The sequence below is a fragment of the Kitasatospora sp. NPDC094019 genome, from assembly GCF_044764505.1.
Lineage (GTDB): Bacteria > Actinomycetota > Actinomycetes > Streptomycetales > Streptomycetaceae > Kitasatospora.
In genome coordinates this window covers 49,419-62,657 of sequence record NZ_JBIWIF010000018.1, presented here as the reverse complement: position 1 = coordinate 62,657, position 13,239 = coordinate 49,419, and the positions used below count along the sequence as shown (strand labels likewise).

The window sequence follows — 13,239 nt, the reverse complement described above, 5'->3', positions numbered from 1 at the left end:
GAACGGGGCTCGCCGCGACGGCCGGTCCGGTGCGACGGCCGGTCCGGTGCGGCGGCTCCGGCGGGAACGACCGGGCCCGGGGGCGGTGGGATCCGCGCCCGGGCCCGTGGGGATGGGCGGAACCCGCGCTAGAACTTGATGCCGCCGAGCAGGCTGGCGAGGGTCGCGCCGCCCGCCGTGATGCTCGGCGCGATCGATGAGCCGGCGATGTAGAAACCGAGGAGGGCGCAGACGATCGCATGGGAGACCTTGAGTCCGTCCCTGCGGAAGAAGAGGAAGGTGATGGTGCCGAACAGGACGATGCCGGAAATCGAGAGGATCACGTTCTGCTCCTCGGAGGAGGGGACGGGGACAGTGTCACGGAAAGTGCCACAATCGTGACAAAAAGTAATAGATGATGGAACGGTGCAAATGGGTGGATCTGCGGAGATGCACCACCTTGTGACCCGGACGGCGGTATGCGAACCGAAGCCGCCGGGGCCCGGAGGTGCCGCATTTCCGGCGTGCCGAGTCATTCCCGCCCCCCGGGCGGGAAGTTTCCGGGGGCGGGGGGAAGTTCCCCCGAACGGGCGCGCAACCTTTCCGCCCGCGTGTCGTGCGCTACCGTGCGTCCGGCGCGACCACCGACCACACCGGCGCGGCCCCGACCCGGGCCGCCCCGCGGAGAAAGGCCGAGACATGACCGACACCCCCGACGCCGACGTGATCGCCCTGGCCGGCAAGCTCTTCGACGCCGCCCGGGCCGGGGACTCCGCCGTCCTCGCCGCCTATGTCGACGCCGGCGCCCCGGCCGACCTCACCAACGACCGCGGCGACACCCTGCTGATGCTCGCGGCCTACCACGGCCACGCCGTCGCGGTCACCGCCCTGCTGGAGCGCGGCGCCGACCCGAACCGGGCCAACGACCGGGGTCAGACCCCGCTCGCCGGCGCCGTCTTCAAGGGCAACGACGAGGTCCTCGACGCGCTGCTCGCCGGCGGGGCCGACCCCGCCGCCGGCACCCCGTCCGCCGTCGACACCGCCCGGATGTTCGAGAAGACGGCGCTGGTCGCCCGGTTCGAGGGCCGACCGGAGGCGGGCTGAACGAGGACCGTAGGCTTGACGACCATGGAGAGCACCACCACCGGCGGAACCTTCGCACACGACCGCAAGGGTGACCGCGTCGAACTGCGTGTCACCGGCTTCGGGCACCCCGACGCCCAGCTCCTCGCGGCCGAGGTCCAGCAGGAGTACGTCGTCCGCTACGGCGAGGGCGACATCACCCAGCTGCACCCCGACCACTTCGAGCCGCCCGCCGGTCTCTTCGTCATCGTGTACCTCGACGATCGGCCGGTCGCCTGCGGCGGCTGGCGCGCCAAGTCGGCGGCGCCGTTCGGCCTCCGCGACGGCGACGCCGAGGTGAAGCGCATGTTCGTCCGCCCCGAGGCGCGGGGCCGGGGCCTGGCCCGGACCCTGCTGCGCCACCTGGAGCGGACCGCCGCCGACGCCGGCCGGACCAGGTTCGTCCTGGAGACCGGCAGCGAGCAGCCCGAGGCCATCGCCCTGTACGCCTCCGAGGGGTACGCGGCGATCGAGAAGTTCGGCCTCTACCGCGAGCACCCGCAGAGCATCTGCCTGGGCAAGGAGTTCGACGGCGCGTCCGCCGTCTGAGCCGCGCCCCGGCCGGGTAGCCTCCCGGGGGGACCGGTCGGTCTCCTCGGGAGGGGCGCCGACCGTCGGTCGGCGCCGGGTGGGGGAGAACCGCGGATGACCGGACCGGTACTGCCCGACCGCCCCGCACCGCCCGCCGGAGCGTCGCCGCCCGTCGAATCCTCCGGACCCGGTGACTTCGGCGACCGCCGTGACGTCGGCGGGTCCCGTGCTCCGGGTGACGTCCGTGATCCCGGTGACCTCGGCGAACTCGCCCGGCCGGGAGGCCCGTTGGACCGCCTGGTGGCCGAAGGGCTGCGCACCGTCGGCACCGGCGGCGTCTGGTCGGTCGGTGACGCCGACGGCGTCCGGGGCCGCGGCCGGTCGGGCGCGCTCGGCCGAGGCCCCTGGGCCACACGGGAGATGGACCACGACACCGTCTTCGACCTGGCCAGCCTCACCAAGATCGTCGCCCTCTGGCCGTGCGCCGGGGCCCTCCGGCAGGCCGGCCGGCTCCCCCTCGACCGCCCCCTCGCCGACTACTGGCCCGCCGCCGCCCGGCACCCCGTCGGTGCCGTGACTGCCCGTCAACTCCTGACCCACACCGCCGGAATGCCCCTGCGCACCCGCTTCGCCGAACTCTACGGCGACGACCCGGCCGCCATCCGGGCCGGCGTGCTCGCCGCCCCGCTGCACCGCCCGCCCGGCGCCGCCGTCGAGTACACCGACCGGGCCGCCGTCCTGCTCGGCCACCTCGTCGAGGACCTCGCCGGCGCCCCCCTCGACCGGCTCGCCGCCCGACAGGTCTGGCAGCCCCTCGGCATGACCGACACCCGTTACGGCCCGCTCGCCCCGGACACCGCCCGCCGCACCGCCCCCACCGAGTACGAACGCACCGCCGACGGCATCCTCTGCGGCACCGTGCACGACCCCTCGGCCCGGCTGCTCGGCGGCGTCTCCGGCAACGCCGGCACCTTCTCCACCGCCCGCGACCTGGAACGCTTCCTCACCGCCCTGCTCCCCCCGCCCGCCGGACTCCCCTGGGGCGAACCCTGGATCACCGAGTCGCTGCGCGTCCACACCGGCGGACTCGCCCCCGCCCGCGGCCTGTCCTGGCTCTGCGCCGCCGGCACCGACCCCGCCGTCGGCACCTTCGTCCACTACGGCTTCACCGGCACCGGGATCTGGGTCTCCCGCCGCCGCGGCCGCTGGGCCCTGCTGCTCACCAACAAGGTCCACTACGACCGCGACTTCCAGCCGCTCACCGACCTGCGCAACGCCTTCCGCCGGGCCGTCCTCGGCTGACGGCCCGGCGGGGGCGTGCGCGCGGCGGTGCCGGGCGTCAGAGCAGCGTCGACCAGTAGGACCAGAACCGGTTCTGGACCAGCAGCGCGATCACCGCCGCCCACAGCACCGGCACCGCCCAGTGGTACCGGGCCGCCTCCCGGACCACCGGCCGCCACCTCGGCCCGACCGGGACCACGCCCGACCGCAGATTGTGCAGCGTCGTGTACCAGAACAGCAGCACCACCGTCACCCACACCACCATGCAGTACGGGCACAGCGCACCGATGTCGTACAGCGCCTGGACGATCAGCCAGTGCGTGAAACCCAGCCCGAACAGCGTCCCCGCCTGCAGCCCCAGCCAGAACCAGCGCCGGTACCCGGCCCCGGCCAGCAGACCCGCCCCGACCGCCGCCAGCGCGCCGAACGCGGCCAGCCCGAGCAGCGGATTCGGGAAGCCGAACACCTCGGCCTGCGCGGTGCGCATCACCGAACCGCAGCTGATCACCGGATTGATGTTGCAGCTCGGTATGTAGGAGGGGTCCTCCAGGATCCGCAGCTTGTCGAAGGTCAGCACCGCCGAGGCGGCCAGCCCGACCAGGGCGCAGAGCAGGACGAACAGCGAGAACGCGCGGCCCGCGCCGACCGGCCCCGGAGCGGGCACGGCCGACCCGGCGGGACCCGAACCGGGACCGGGACGGGAGGAGGAGTGGGACGGCAGAGCGGTCGATGCGGTCATGGCAGAGCACTCCGTGGGTGAGGAAGGGCCGGCCCGGCCGGAATCGGCCGGGCCGGTGGTGCTCACTGCAAGCCCGCGGCCTGCTTCACCTGCGCGGTGAACTGCTCACCGGTCAGCGCCTTGTTGCCGCTGAACAGCGTCAACGGCTTGCCGTCCACCTTCACCGTCGGCGTACCGGTCACCCCGCTGTCGTTGAACGCGTCCGCGACCTTCTTCGCCCACGGCGCGTACGTCCGGTCCGTGACCGCCTTGACGAACGCGTCCGTCTTCAGGCCCGGCACCTTGTCGGCCAGCTCCAGCAGGTGATTGACGTCGCCGAAGCCGTCCTCACGCTCGTCCGGCTGGTTGGCGTACAGCACGTCGTGGTACGCCTTGAACTTGTCCACGCCCTCGTTCACCGCGGCGCCGATCGCCGCCAGCGCGGTGCGCGAGCCCTTGCCGCCGAGGTTCTTGTCCAGGAACGCGGCCAGGTGGTACTCCACCTTGACCGTTCCGTCGTCCACCAGCTTCCGGACGGCGTCACCGTTGGCCGCCTCGAAGTTCTTGCACACCGGGCAGCGGAAGTCCTCGAACACCTGGAGGGTGTGCGCGGCGTCCGCCTTGCCGTACGTGATGACCGTGCCGTCCGCGCCCGAGGTGTTCGCCGGGACGACCATCGCCGTCGGCTCGACCGCCTCGGTCGACGTGGACTTGCCGTCACCGGCCGTACTGATCGCCAGTGCCGTGCCGCCGACCAGGGCGAGGCCGACGACGAGCGAGACGCCGATGACGATCCGCCGGCGGCGCGCGTTCGCCTGCTTCTCCAGGCGCTGCGCCTCCTGGATGCGCTCACGGGCGCTGATCTGCTGGGCCTGCTTGCGGGAGGGCTTCTGGTTGGGGTGAGCCATGTCGGTTCAACTCCGTGATGGGGCGCGCCGAGGGGCGCGCGGAGGTGTTCCCGCCCCGGCACGCGACGTACGGCGCGGGCGCGCGGAGGCGCCGGCGGAGTACGGGCCGGAGGGGACTACTGGGCGGGGGCGGAGTCGCGCGCCGCCCGCCGGAACACCTGGCAGCCCGTCACGGGGGCTGTCGTCAGGACGTCGTCAGCGGGCAGGCGCCCACAGCGGCGGGCCGCGGCGCGGCGCCGGGCTCAGCACCACGTCCTCGCGGCACGGGCGGCGGCGGTCCGGGACCGGCAGCGGTACCCGCAGCACCGGCCGGGCCGGAGCCGGAACCAGCAGCGCGACCAGCGCGCGCAGCGGCGCCGCGACCGCCTGGCTCAGCGCGCGCAGCGCCCGCGCCAGGCCGGACAGGGCGGCGTCACCGAGCCGCAGCCAGGCCGCGGCGGCCAGCGCGATCACCAGGTGCACCAGGAGGAGCAGCAGTTGGGTGGCCGCGGGCGCCAACCGCCCGGTGTGCCCCAACTGGCCGTAGAGCAGCGACGATCCGTCCACCGAGCCGCCGCCGCAGACCAGCAGGTTCATGCCGCGGGCGGGGAGGTCGGCGCCGAGGGCCGGACCGCAACTGGTCTGGCCCAGATTGAACGTCGTGTTGAGCAGCAGTTCGACCGGCACCAGCACGGCCGCGATCTGCGACAACCGCCGCTCCCCGCCGGCCAGCGCGGCCGCGACCAGGAAGACGACGGCGGTCGCGACCACCACCAGCGTGAGCGGCAGCGGGCGACCGGTGATCAGGACCTGGCCCAGCGCGGACAGCGGCACGGCGAGCGCGGTGAACACCGCGGCCCGCAGGGCCCTCGTCGCGTGGGTGGAGGTCGTCACGCTCGGGAGTATGTCACGGCCCTTACGCCGGGCACGAGGGTGCGTCGGGGGCGGCGGCCGGATCGGCGCACAGATTGTCCCGCATCGGTCGTTCGTTCGCGGTCCGGGGGTGGGGAGTTCACCGGCGCGATGGGTTTGACGGCGCGACGGCGGGTGAGGGGCCGTCAGCGGCTGACGGGGCGGTGGGACGGTCCGACAATCGGGCGATGGACTATGCCCGTGGCCCGGGGCCGGGGGTGCCCGATGTGCCGGACGTGCCCGCGGTGCTGCCGGCGTCGTGGCCTTGGCCGCCGTGGCCGTGGTTCCCGCCGCATCCCCCGCACCCCTCGCACCCGCCGGAGCCTTCGCACTCCGCGACGCCCTGCCCGCCGCCGTCACCCACGCCGTCGGCCACGCCGTCGCCTTCTCCGTCGGCCACCCCGTCGCCCTCGCCCTCGCCCTCGCGGTCGGAGCCCGGCGCCCCGTCACCGTCTGCGTCGTCCGCCCCCGCACCGGCGACCGCCGACCCCCACCCCGGGCCGACCGCGCCACCGCCCCCACGGACCACCCCGAGCACCTCGACCGCGCCGACCGTCACCCGGCAACCCGCGAAACCCGCCCCGCCACCGCTCCCGCCGCACGCCCCCCTCACCCTCCGGCCGGGACCCGAACCGTCCCCCTCACCCCCGCACCCACAGGCCCCGCCCGACTGGACGGCGCAACCCCCACCCATGCCCCCGCCCCCCGCCCCGACCGCCACCCTCACCGCCGTCGCCGCCGCACCCCCGCCCCCCGCTGTCCCCCCGGCCGCCGACCTCGACCCCACCACCTGGACCACCGTCCTCGTCCTCACCGTCCTCGTCCCGGCCGCCCTCGCCGCGGCCCTCGGCCACCACCACACCAGCTCCCGGAGCCGCCGATGAACCCCGTCCCCCTGCTCAGTGCCGCCGGCTGCGTCACCCTCGCCGTCGGCGCCCTGGCCGTCGCCCACCGGCTGCGCCCCGCCGTCCCCGAGGGGGAACTCCCACCCGAACCCCACCCCGTCCTCTCCAGCATCGGCTCCGGCCTGCTCTCCGGCTTCATCCTGCTCACCGGCTTCCTCGTCGCCACCGGCTGGGCCGCCCACACCACCGGCGTCCTCCCGCCCCGCGGCCTCTACCTCGCCGACGTCGCCGCCGGCACCGCCGTCCTGCTCTACCCCGCCCTGGCCGGCCTCCCCTTCACCCCCCGCTACGCCACCGCCGTCACCTTCTTCGCCGCCCTCGTCGGCTACACCATGTCCCTCGCCATCCAGCTGCGCCCCTGACGGAACCCGTGCCCCACCGGTGGCTCGCAGGCGCTCCGCCCGCGCCCGGGACGTCGGATCCGCCGACTTCCCGCTCCGGGAAGCGGGTACGGGTGGCGGAAAGGTGCGCTGCCCTCCGGGCGGGGCGCGGGCTAGCCTGGAGGCGATTCCCGGACGCCCCGGAAGGGGGTGCAGGCGGATGGCCCTCGACACGGTCACCGTGGGTGAGGTGGTGCTCGGACGGATCCGGGCGCAGGCCGAGGTGCTGGCCGGGCTGGACGAGGCCGTGCGCGCCGACGAACCGGACGCCGTGCACCGGATGCGGGTCGCCTGCCGCCGGCTGCGCAGCGCGTTCCGGACCTACCGGCGGCTGCTCGCCCCCGGAGCCACCGACGGGCTCGTGGCCGAGCTGCGCTGGCTCGCCGCGGCGCTGGGCCGGGCCCGGGACCAGGAGGTCCTGGGCGAACGACTGGCGGACCGGGCCCGGCAACTGCCCGCGGAGTGCGGACCCGAGCGGATCGCCGCCGAACTGGAACGCCGGGCGGAGGCCGAGTACCGCCGGGTCCGGCCGGAGGTCGTCGCCGCCCTGGACAGCCCCCGCCGCCGTGCCCTCGCCGACGGACTCGCCGCCCTCCTCACCGACCCGCCGCTGCGCGGCCGCGCCGACCGGGCGGCCGGCCCCGAGCTGACCCGGGTCGCCACCAGGGAACAGCGACGCACCGCGGACCGGATCCGGACCGCGCTGGCCGACGGGGGCGAAGAACAGGACATCGCGCTGCACGAGGCCCGCAAGGCCGCCAAACGCGCCCGGTACGCGGGCGAGACGGCGCTGCCGGTGGCGGGCCGGGCGGCCGAACGGTACGTCGCCCGGATGAAGGCCGTCCAGGAAGTCCTGGGCGAGCACCAGGACGCGGTGGTCGCCTCGACCGAACTGCGCCGACAGGCACCCACCTCGAAGGAGCCCTTCGGCTACGGCGTGCTGTACGGGCAGCAGCTGGCGGAGGCGGAGCGGGCGCGGCTCGCGCTGCCGGAGGTGTGGGAACGGGCGGCCCGGCCGGAACTGGCCCGGTTCGTCTGAGGAGCGGGGAGGGCGCGGCGGGCGCGGCGGCCTCCGTGCTCCGGCCATCGGTGCTCCCGCCCTCCGTGCTCCGGGCGATCACTCCTCCGACTCCTCCGTCGGGTCGAGCCCGGCGGAACGGGCGGCGGTCCGCAGCAGCTCGCGCAGCATCACGGTGCTGAGCCGGCCGGTGTTCGTGTTGCGCGGGCTGACGTGGTAGCAGCCGTACAGCTCCAGCGGCGGGCCGCCGTCACGGGCGGGCAGGGTGACGTGCGCGCCGTGGCCGAACAACGGCCGGGGCCGGGGGACCGTCCAGCCGCCCGCCGTGAGCGCCGGGAGGACCGCCTGCCAGGCGAAACCACCGAGCGCCACCACGCTGCGCACGGTGGGGCGGAGAAGCTCGAACTCGCGGGTGACCCAGGGCCGGCAGGTGTCGCGTTCGGCGGTGGTCGGCTTGTTGTCGGGCGGGGCGCAGCGGACCGGATCGGTGATCCGCACGCCGTGCAGGGCGAGGCCGTCGCCGTGCCGCACGGAGCGGGCGCGGTTGGCGAGTCCCAGGTCGTGCAGGGCCGCGTACAGCAGGTCGCCGGAGGGGTCGCCGGTGAAGATCCGGCCGGTTCGGTTGCCGCCGTGGGCGGCGGGGGCGAGACCGACCAGGACGAGCGGGGCGTCCGGCGGGCCGAAGCCGGGGATCGGGCGGGCCCAGTAGTCCCAGTCCAGGTAGGCGCGGCGTTTGACCCGGGCGCTCTCCTCACGCCACTCGACCAGCCGGGGGCAGGCCCGGCAGCCGGTGACGACGCGGTCGAGGGCGGTGAGGTCCGGGGCCCGGGCGGCGGCCGCGGCGGGGTGGCGCGGATGGTCGGGGTCGCGGGCCGGGTCGGAGTCGCGTGCGGGGTCCTCGCTGAGGTCCTCGATGGGGTCCTGGGCGGAGTGCTGGGCGGGGTCCGGGGTGCCGTCCGTCGGGGCGTCGGCGGGGGACTTCGGCATGGCGACGATCCTAGGCTCTGCCCGGGGTTCGTCCCGGCCCGGACGGGGCATGCGTAGCGTGGAACCAGCTGTTCCGGCGGCCGTCGGCCGGCTGGGTCGGCGACGGCCGGGGCTCGCTGCCGCGCGAGGAGGCCGTGATGGTCGTCGATGTGGTGATAGCGGTCGTGGTGGTCGTCCTGATGCTGACGGCCGTGGTGGCCGGGCTGAGCGTCCGGGTCGTGCAGCAGTTCCAGCAGGGCGTGGTGTTCCGGTTCGGCCGTGTGCAGGACGAGGTGCGCGGTCCGGGACTGGTCGCGCTGATCCCGGTCGCCGACAGACTGCGCCGGGTGAACGTGCAGATCGTGACGTTGCCGATTCCGGCGCAGGAGGGCATCACCCGGGACAACGTGACCGTCCGGGTGGACGCCGTCGTGTACTTCCGGGTCGAGGACCCGGTGAAGGCGATCATCAACGTGCAGGACTACAACTTCGCCATCTCCCAGGTGGCGCAGACCTCGCTGCGGTCGATCATCGGCAAGAGCGAGCTGGACGACCTGCTGGCCAACCGGGAACCCATCAACCAGGGGCTGGAGTTGATGATCGACAGTCCGGCCCTCGGCTGGGGCATCGAGATCGACCGGGTGGAGATCAAGGACGTCGCCCTGCCGGAGTCGATGAAGCGCTCGATGTCCCGGCAGGCGGAGGCCGAGCGGGAGCGGCGGGCGCGGATCATCACGGCCGACGGCGAGTACCAGGCGTCGGCGCGGCTGTCGGAGGCGGCGGCGGTGATGAGCGCGACCCCGGCGGCGCTCCAACTGCGGCTGTTGCAGACGGTGGTGGAGGTCGCGGCGGAGAAGAACTCGACGCTGGTGCTGCCGTTCCCGGTGGAACTGCTGCGCTTCCTGGACAGTGCGACGGAGACCCACCGGCGGGCCGCGGACGGGGCCGCGGGATCGGCGGCGGGGTCGGGGTCGGAGGCGGAGGCGGGGCCGGGGTCGGAGGCGGGGCCGGGGGAGTCGGCCGAGGTGCCGGGGCCGGTGGACGGGGCGCCCTCGGTGGGTGGGGTCGAGCTGCGCGAACTCCCGCCGTTGGAGGAGGTGCTGGAGAGCCCGCCGCCGGATCCGCCGCTCGACGTGCCGTCCGGTGTGCCGGACACGGTGCTGCTCGACGTGCCGGTGGATGTGCCGGTGGATGTGCCGGCCGGGTCCGAGGACGAGCGGGAGGACGGGCGGGAGGACGGGCCGGGCGTCGGCCGGTAGGCCCGGTGGCGGGGCCCCGGCAGCCGGACCACGATGGAGTGACGGGAGTGGCAGGCAGGTCAGGAGGCCGATCATGACCAGTGCGGGCGACATCATGCATCAGGGGGCCGAGTGCGTGCGCGAGCACGAGACGCTCGCCACCGCGGCCCGGCTCATGAGGGAACGCGATGTCGGGGCGTTGCCGATCTGCGGTGAGCGGCAGAAGCTGCTGGGGATCCTCACCGACCGGGACATCGTGCTGAAGTGCGTCGCGGAGGGCCTGGACCCGGAGCGGGTGACCGCGGGGGAGGTGGCCCAGGGGCGGCCGATGACGGTGGAGGCGGACGAGGACGTCGAACAGGTACTGCGGGTGATGGAGCAGTACCGGGTGCGACGCCTGCCGGTGATCAACCACCCTGAGCACGAGCTGGTCGGGATGATCAGCGAGGCCGACATCGCGCGCGGCATGCCGCAGACGAGGCTGGCGGAGTTCGTGACGGCGGTCTGCGCCGAGGACTCGCCGCGTTCGCAGGAGGTGCTGGAGACGTCGCGGGGCGCCTGACGCGCAAGGGCGGCGTCTGCGCCGCGCCGCACCGTGCCTCACCGCGCCTCGCTCCATCCCGCCCCTTCTCGCATTTTGCAACGTACGACTTTGCAAAATGCGAGAAGGGTGCGGAAAGGGGCGCGACAGCTGAAACGGGTGTGCCGAGCGGATCAGGGGCGGGGCAAGGGGGGCTCGCGGGCTCCCGGGTCCGCGCATTTTGCAAAGGTTCCCGGGCTCGTGCATCTTGCAAAGTCACCCTTTGCAAAATGCGCGAGGGGAGGCGGGCCGGCGAGGTGCGAGAAGGTGCGAGGGCTGCGAGGGCAGCGAGAGGGGCGAACGGCAGGCCGGCGGGAGGCGGCGGGCCCGAGGGGGCGGGTCAGTGGCCGGCGACGAGTTCGCCGGAGAGACGGTTGTGGAGTTCGGCGCTCGGGTCGTTGAGGCCGGTGATCCGGACGGTCTTGCCGCGCTGGGCGTACTTGGCCGTCACGGTGTCCAGGGCCGCGACCGAGGAGGCGTCCCAGACGTGCGCCCCGCTGAGGTCGACGACGACGAGATCCGGGTCGTCGGCGTAGTCGAACCGTCCGACCAGCTCGTTGCTGGAGGCGAAGAAAAGCTCGCCGGTCACGGCGTACACCACCTGTGTCCCGTCCGGGTCGGTGACGGCGGTGACGTCGGCGTGCCGGGCCACCCGGCGGGCGAAGACGGCCATCGCGGTGACCGAGCCGACGACAACCCCGATCGCGAGGTTGTGGGTGGCGACCACGCAGACGACCGTGATCACCATCACCGCGATCTCGCCGGCCGGCATCCGCCGCAGCGTCGCGGGGGCGATCGAGTGCCAGTCGAAGGTCGCGAAGGACACCATCACCATCACGGCGACCAGCGCCGCCATCGGAATGTCCGAGACCACGGGCCCGAGCACGATGCACAGCACCATGAGCAGCGCGCCCGACAGGAACGTCGACAGCCGGGTACGGGCCCCGGACACCTTCACGTTGATCATGGTCTGCCCGATCATGGCGCAGCCGCCCATGCCGCCGAACAGTCCGGTGACGATGTTCGCGATGCCCTGCCCGATCGACTCACGGGTCTTGTTCGAGCGGGTGTCGGTGATGTCGTCGACCAGCTTGGCGGTCATCAGCGACTCCATCAGGCCCACCAGCGCCATCGCCAGCGCGTACGGCGCGATCGTGGTCAGCGTCCCCAGGGTGAACGGCACGTCCGGCAGTCCCGGTACGGGCAGCGAGGAGGGCAGCGCCCCCTTGTCCCCGACGGTCGGCACCGCGATCCCGGCGCCGACGGTGATCGCGGTGAGGACGGCGATCGACACCAGCGGTGCCGGCACCACCGTGCTCAGCCTCGGCAGCAGCACCAGCAGCGCCACACCGCCCGCGAACAGCGGGTACACGGCCCACGGCACCCGGCCGAGCTCGGGCAGCTGGGCCACGAACACCAGGATCGCCAGCGAGTTGACGAAACCGACCATCACCGCCCGCGGCACGAACCGCAGCAGTTTCGCCACCCCGAGCGCGCCCAGCGCGATCTGGAACACGCCGGCCAGGACGACGGCGGCCACCAGGTACCCGAACCCGTGCTCGCGGTTGAGCGGCCCGATCACCAGCGCCACCGCGCCGGTGGCGGCCGAGATCATCGCCCGGCGTCCGCCGACGACGGAGATGGTCACCGCCATCGTGAAGGAGGCGAACAGGCCGATCTTCGGGTCCACTCCGGCGATGATCGAGAAGGAGATCGCCTCCGGTATCAGCGCCAGCGCCACCACCAGGCCGGCCAGCACCTCGGTGCGCCAGACCTTCGGGTCCGACACCCACGCGGGCAGCAGACCGCCCGGGCCTACGACGCGGAACGGACGGGACGGGCGGGGAGCCCGGGGCACGGGGGGAGCGGACACGCAGGGGACCTGTCGTACTCGGGCGCGGCCGGGTGCACACCGGGCGCGCGAGGAGGAGGTGGGCGCGGGTGCGGACGGCACCCTGCCGAAGTCCCGGTGGGAGACCGGGACGGGAACGCGGAACGCGGAAGCGTGTGGGGGCGGAGTCGTCGGGGCCGGTCTCACGCCAGGTGGCGCGGCGTCACGGCGGGCAGGCGTCGGTGCCGGGCGTTCTGGCCTCGCGCACGCTCGTTTCCTGCGGAAAGGGAATCTGTGCCGGGGGCGGCAGTGGCCCCGGCGTACCGGACCGTCGGGCAGCGGCACGCGCCCGACGGTCGGCAACTCTACCCGGCGACGCTCCCGCTCCCGGGCCGGGCCCGGGCCGGTCCCGCTCCCGGCCCGGGGAGGGGGCTTCAGGCGAGGGCGTAGACCGTGGTGGCGTGGGCGGCCGGCTCCTCCTCGCCCTCGGCGGTGAGGGTGATGTCCAGGAAGGCGATCCGCCGGCCCAGCTTGGTGACCCGGGCGTGCACCAGGACGTCCTGTCCGACGACCGCGCGCTGGAAGCTGGTGGACTGCTGGACGGTCGTCATCTGGCCGAAGCCGCCCCGGGCCGCGGACACCGCGATCACGCTCGCGGTGTCCGCCGCCGCCATCAGCGCCTGGCCGGACAGCGCGCCGCCCTCCCGGGCGAGCTGATCGGACCAGGGCAGCCGGAGCACGGCGTGGCGCTCCCCGGTACCGGTCACCGACAGGCCGAGCGCCTGTACCCAGGGAGCGAAGTTGTCGGCCAGGATCTTGTCCGCCTCGGCGGTGGTGAGGGTCATGCCGTCATTGTGGCGGCCGCCGCGAACGGTGTCAGGGACTCGGCGG

15 protein-coding genes are annotated in these 13,239 nt (G+C 74.1%); 8 read left to right on the top strand and 7 right to left on the bottom strand.

The window, feature by feature from the left end; translation table 11 throughout:
• Positions 1-128 precede the first annotated feature (128 nt).
• Positions 129-323 carry a hypothetical protein gene (locus ACIQ9P_RS31240; RefSeq protein ID WP_030306123.1) on the bottom strand — a complete coding sequence of 65 codons (195 nt, stop codon included), beginning with the start codon at positions 321-323 and terminating at the stop codon, positions 129-131.
• 355 nt (positions 324-678) lie between these two features.
• Between ACIQ9P_RS31240 and ACIQ9P_RS31235 the strand changes: the two genes are divergently transcribed.
• The 3 genes from ACIQ9P_RS31235 (at position 679) to ACIQ9P_RS31225 (ending at position 2,934) form a co-directional block, all read left to right on the top strand.
• Positions 679-1,083, top strand: coding sequence for an ankyrin repeat domain-containing protein (locus ACIQ9P_RS31235; protein WP_402363619.1), 405 nt, complete (start codon positions 679-681; stop codon positions 1,081-1,083).
• Between the two features lie 24 nt (positions 1,084-1,107).
• The gene (locus ACIQ9P_RS31230) at positions 1,108-1,650 is read left to right on the top strand and encodes a GNAT family N-acetyltransferase (protein WP_402363616.1); all 543 of its coding nucleotides are present in this window, start codon (positions 1,108-1,110) and stop codon (positions 1,648-1,650) included.
• Between the two features lie 96 nt (positions 1,651-1,746).
• A complete protein-coding gene (locus ACIQ9P_RS31225) occupies positions 1,747-2,934 on the top strand; it encodes a serine hydrolase domain-containing protein (RefSeq protein WP_402363613.1) in 1,188 nt (395 codons plus the stop codon).
• Positions 2,935-2,971: 37 nt separating this feature from the next.
• On the opposite strand, the gene ACIQ9P_RS31220 is transcribed toward ACIQ9P_RS31225, so the two are convergent.
• The 3 genes from ACIQ9P_RS31220 to ACIQ9P_RS31210 all read right to left on the bottom strand — a co-directional run bounded on the left by ACIQ9P_RS31220 (position 2,972) and on the right by ACIQ9P_RS31210 (position 5,412).
• Entirely contained in the window at positions 2,972-3,652 is a 681-nt protein-coding gene (locus ACIQ9P_RS31220; RefSeq protein ID WP_402363610.1) for a vitamin K epoxide reductase family protein, read from the bottom strand.
• A 62-nt stretch (positions 3,653-3,714) separates the two neighbouring features.
• Positions 3,715-4,539, bottom strand: coding sequence for a DsbA family protein (locus ACIQ9P_RS31215; protein WP_402363607.1), 825 nt, complete (start codon positions 4,537-4,539; stop codon positions 3,715-3,717).
• A gap of 195 nt (positions 4,540-4,734) precedes the next feature.
• Positions 4,735-5,412 (bottom strand): hypothetical protein, encoded by a 678-nt coding sequence (locus ACIQ9P_RS31210; RefSeq protein ID WP_402363604.1) that lies wholly within the window; start codon positions 5,410-5,412, stop codon positions 4,735-4,737.
• A gap of 710 nt (positions 5,413-6,122) precedes the next feature.
• On the opposite strand from ACIQ9P_RS31210, the gene ACIQ9P_RS31205 reads away from it, so the two are divergent.
• From ACIQ9P_RS31205 to ACIQ9P_RS31195, 3 genes are all read left to right on the top strand, one after another.
• Positions 6,123-6,314 carry a hypothetical protein gene (locus tag ACIQ9P_RS31205; protein WP_402363601.1) on the top strand — a complete coding sequence of 64 codons (192 nt, stop codon included), beginning with the start codon at positions 6,123-6,125 and terminating at the stop codon, positions 6,312-6,314.
• Positions 6,311-6,697 carry a hypothetical protein gene (locus ACIQ9P_RS31200; RefSeq protein ID WP_402363598.1) on the top strand — a complete coding sequence of 129 codons (387 nt, stop codon included), beginning with the start codon at positions 6,311-6,313 and terminating at the stop codon, positions 6,695-6,697. Before ACIQ9P_RS31205 ends, ACIQ9P_RS31200 begins: the two co-directional genes overlap by 4 nt.
• Positions 6,698-6,875: 178 nt before the next feature.
• Entirely contained in the window at positions 6,876-7,754 is an 879-nt protein-coding gene (locus ACIQ9P_RS31195; protein ID WP_402363595.1) for a CHAD domain-containing protein, read from the top strand.
• Positions 7,755-7,832: 78 nt separating this feature from the next.
• Here ACIQ9P_RS31195 and ACIQ9P_RS31190 read toward each other — a convergent pair whose 3' ends face one another.
• Positions 7,833-8,720, bottom strand: coding sequence for a uracil-DNA glycosylase (locus ACIQ9P_RS31190; RefSeq protein WP_402363592.1), 888 nt, complete (start codon positions 8,718-8,720; stop codon positions 7,833-7,835).
• A gap of 137 nt (positions 8,721-8,857) precedes the next feature.
• Between ACIQ9P_RS31190 and ACIQ9P_RS31185 the strand changes: the two genes are divergently transcribed.
• Together ACIQ9P_RS31185 and ACIQ9P_RS31180 are read left to right on the top strand one after the other, a co-directional pair.
• A complete protein-coding gene (locus ACIQ9P_RS31185) occupies positions 8,858-9,958 on the top strand; it encodes a slipin family protein (RefSeq protein WP_402363589.1) in 1,101 nt (366 codons plus the stop codon).
• A gap of 73 nt (positions 9,959-10,031) precedes the next feature.
• Positions 10,032-10,499 carry a CBS domain-containing protein gene (locus ACIQ9P_RS31180; RefSeq protein ID WP_402363586.1) on the top strand — a complete coding sequence of 156 codons (468 nt, stop codon included), beginning with the start codon at positions 10,032-10,034 and terminating at the stop codon, positions 10,497-10,499.
• A 358-nt stretch (positions 10,500-10,857) separates the two neighbouring features.
• Here ACIQ9P_RS31180 and ACIQ9P_RS31175 read toward each other — a convergent pair whose 3' ends face one another.
• A complete protein-coding gene (locus tag ACIQ9P_RS31175) occupies positions 10,858-12,375 on the bottom strand; it encodes a SulP family inorganic anion transporter (protein WP_402363901.1) in 1,518 nt (505 codons plus the stop codon).
• Between the two features lie 407 nt (positions 12,376-12,782).
• Positions 12,783-13,193: a PaaI family thioesterase gene (locus tag ACIQ9P_RS31170; protein WP_402363583.1), complete on the bottom strand. Its 411-nt coding sequence runs from the start codon at positions 13,191-13,193 to the stop codon at positions 12,783-12,785.
• Positions 13,194-13,239: the final 46 nt, after the last annotated feature.

Coding starts and splice junctions, on each gene's coding strand:
- ACIQ9P_RS31220 (WP_402363610.1), bottom strand. CDS start 3,652: ATGACCGCATCGACCGCTCTGCCGTCCCACTCCTCCTCCCGTCCCGGT.
- ACIQ9P_RS31225 (WP_402363613.1), top strand. CDS start 1,747: ATGACCGGACCGGTACTGCCCGACCGCCCCGCACCGCCCGCCGGAGCG.
- ACIQ9P_RS31205 (WP_402363601.1), top strand. CDS start 6,123: ATGCCCCCGCCCCCCGCCCCGACCGCCACCCTCACCGCCGTCGCCGCC.
- ACIQ9P_RS31195 (WP_402363595.1), top strand. CDS start 6,876: ATGGCCCTCGACACGGTCACCGTGGGTGAGGTGGTGCTCGGACGGATC.
- ACIQ9P_RS31215 (WP_402363607.1), bottom strand. CDS start 4,539: ATGGCTCACCCCAACCAGAAGCCCTCCCGCAAGCAGGCCCAGCAGATC.
- ACIQ9P_RS31190 (WP_402363592.1), bottom strand. CDS start 8,720: ATGCCGAAGTCCCCCGCCGACGCCCCGACGGACGGCACCCCGGACCCC.
- ACIQ9P_RS31200 (WP_402363598.1), top strand. CDS start 6,311: ATGAACCCCGTCCCCCTGCTCAGTGCCGCCGGCTGCGTCACCCTCGCC.
- ACIQ9P_RS31170 (WP_402363583.1), bottom strand. CDS start 13,193: ATGACCCTCACCACCGCCGAGGCGGACAAGATCCTGGCCGACAACTTC.
- ACIQ9P_RS31235 (WP_402363619.1), top strand. CDS start 679: ATGACCGACACCCCCGACGCCGACGTGATCGCCCTGGCCGGCAAGCTC.
- ACIQ9P_RS31180 (WP_402363586.1), top strand. CDS start 10,032: ATGACCAGTGCGGGCGACATCATGCATCAGGGGGCCGAGTGCGTGCGC.
- ACIQ9P_RS31230 (WP_402363616.1), top strand. CDS start 1,108: ATGGAGAGCACCACCACCGGCGGAACCTTCGCACACGACCGCAAGGGT.
- ACIQ9P_RS31185 (WP_402363589.1), top strand. CDS start 8,858: ATGGTCGTCGATGTGGTGATAGCGGTCGTGGTGGTCGTCCTGATGCTG.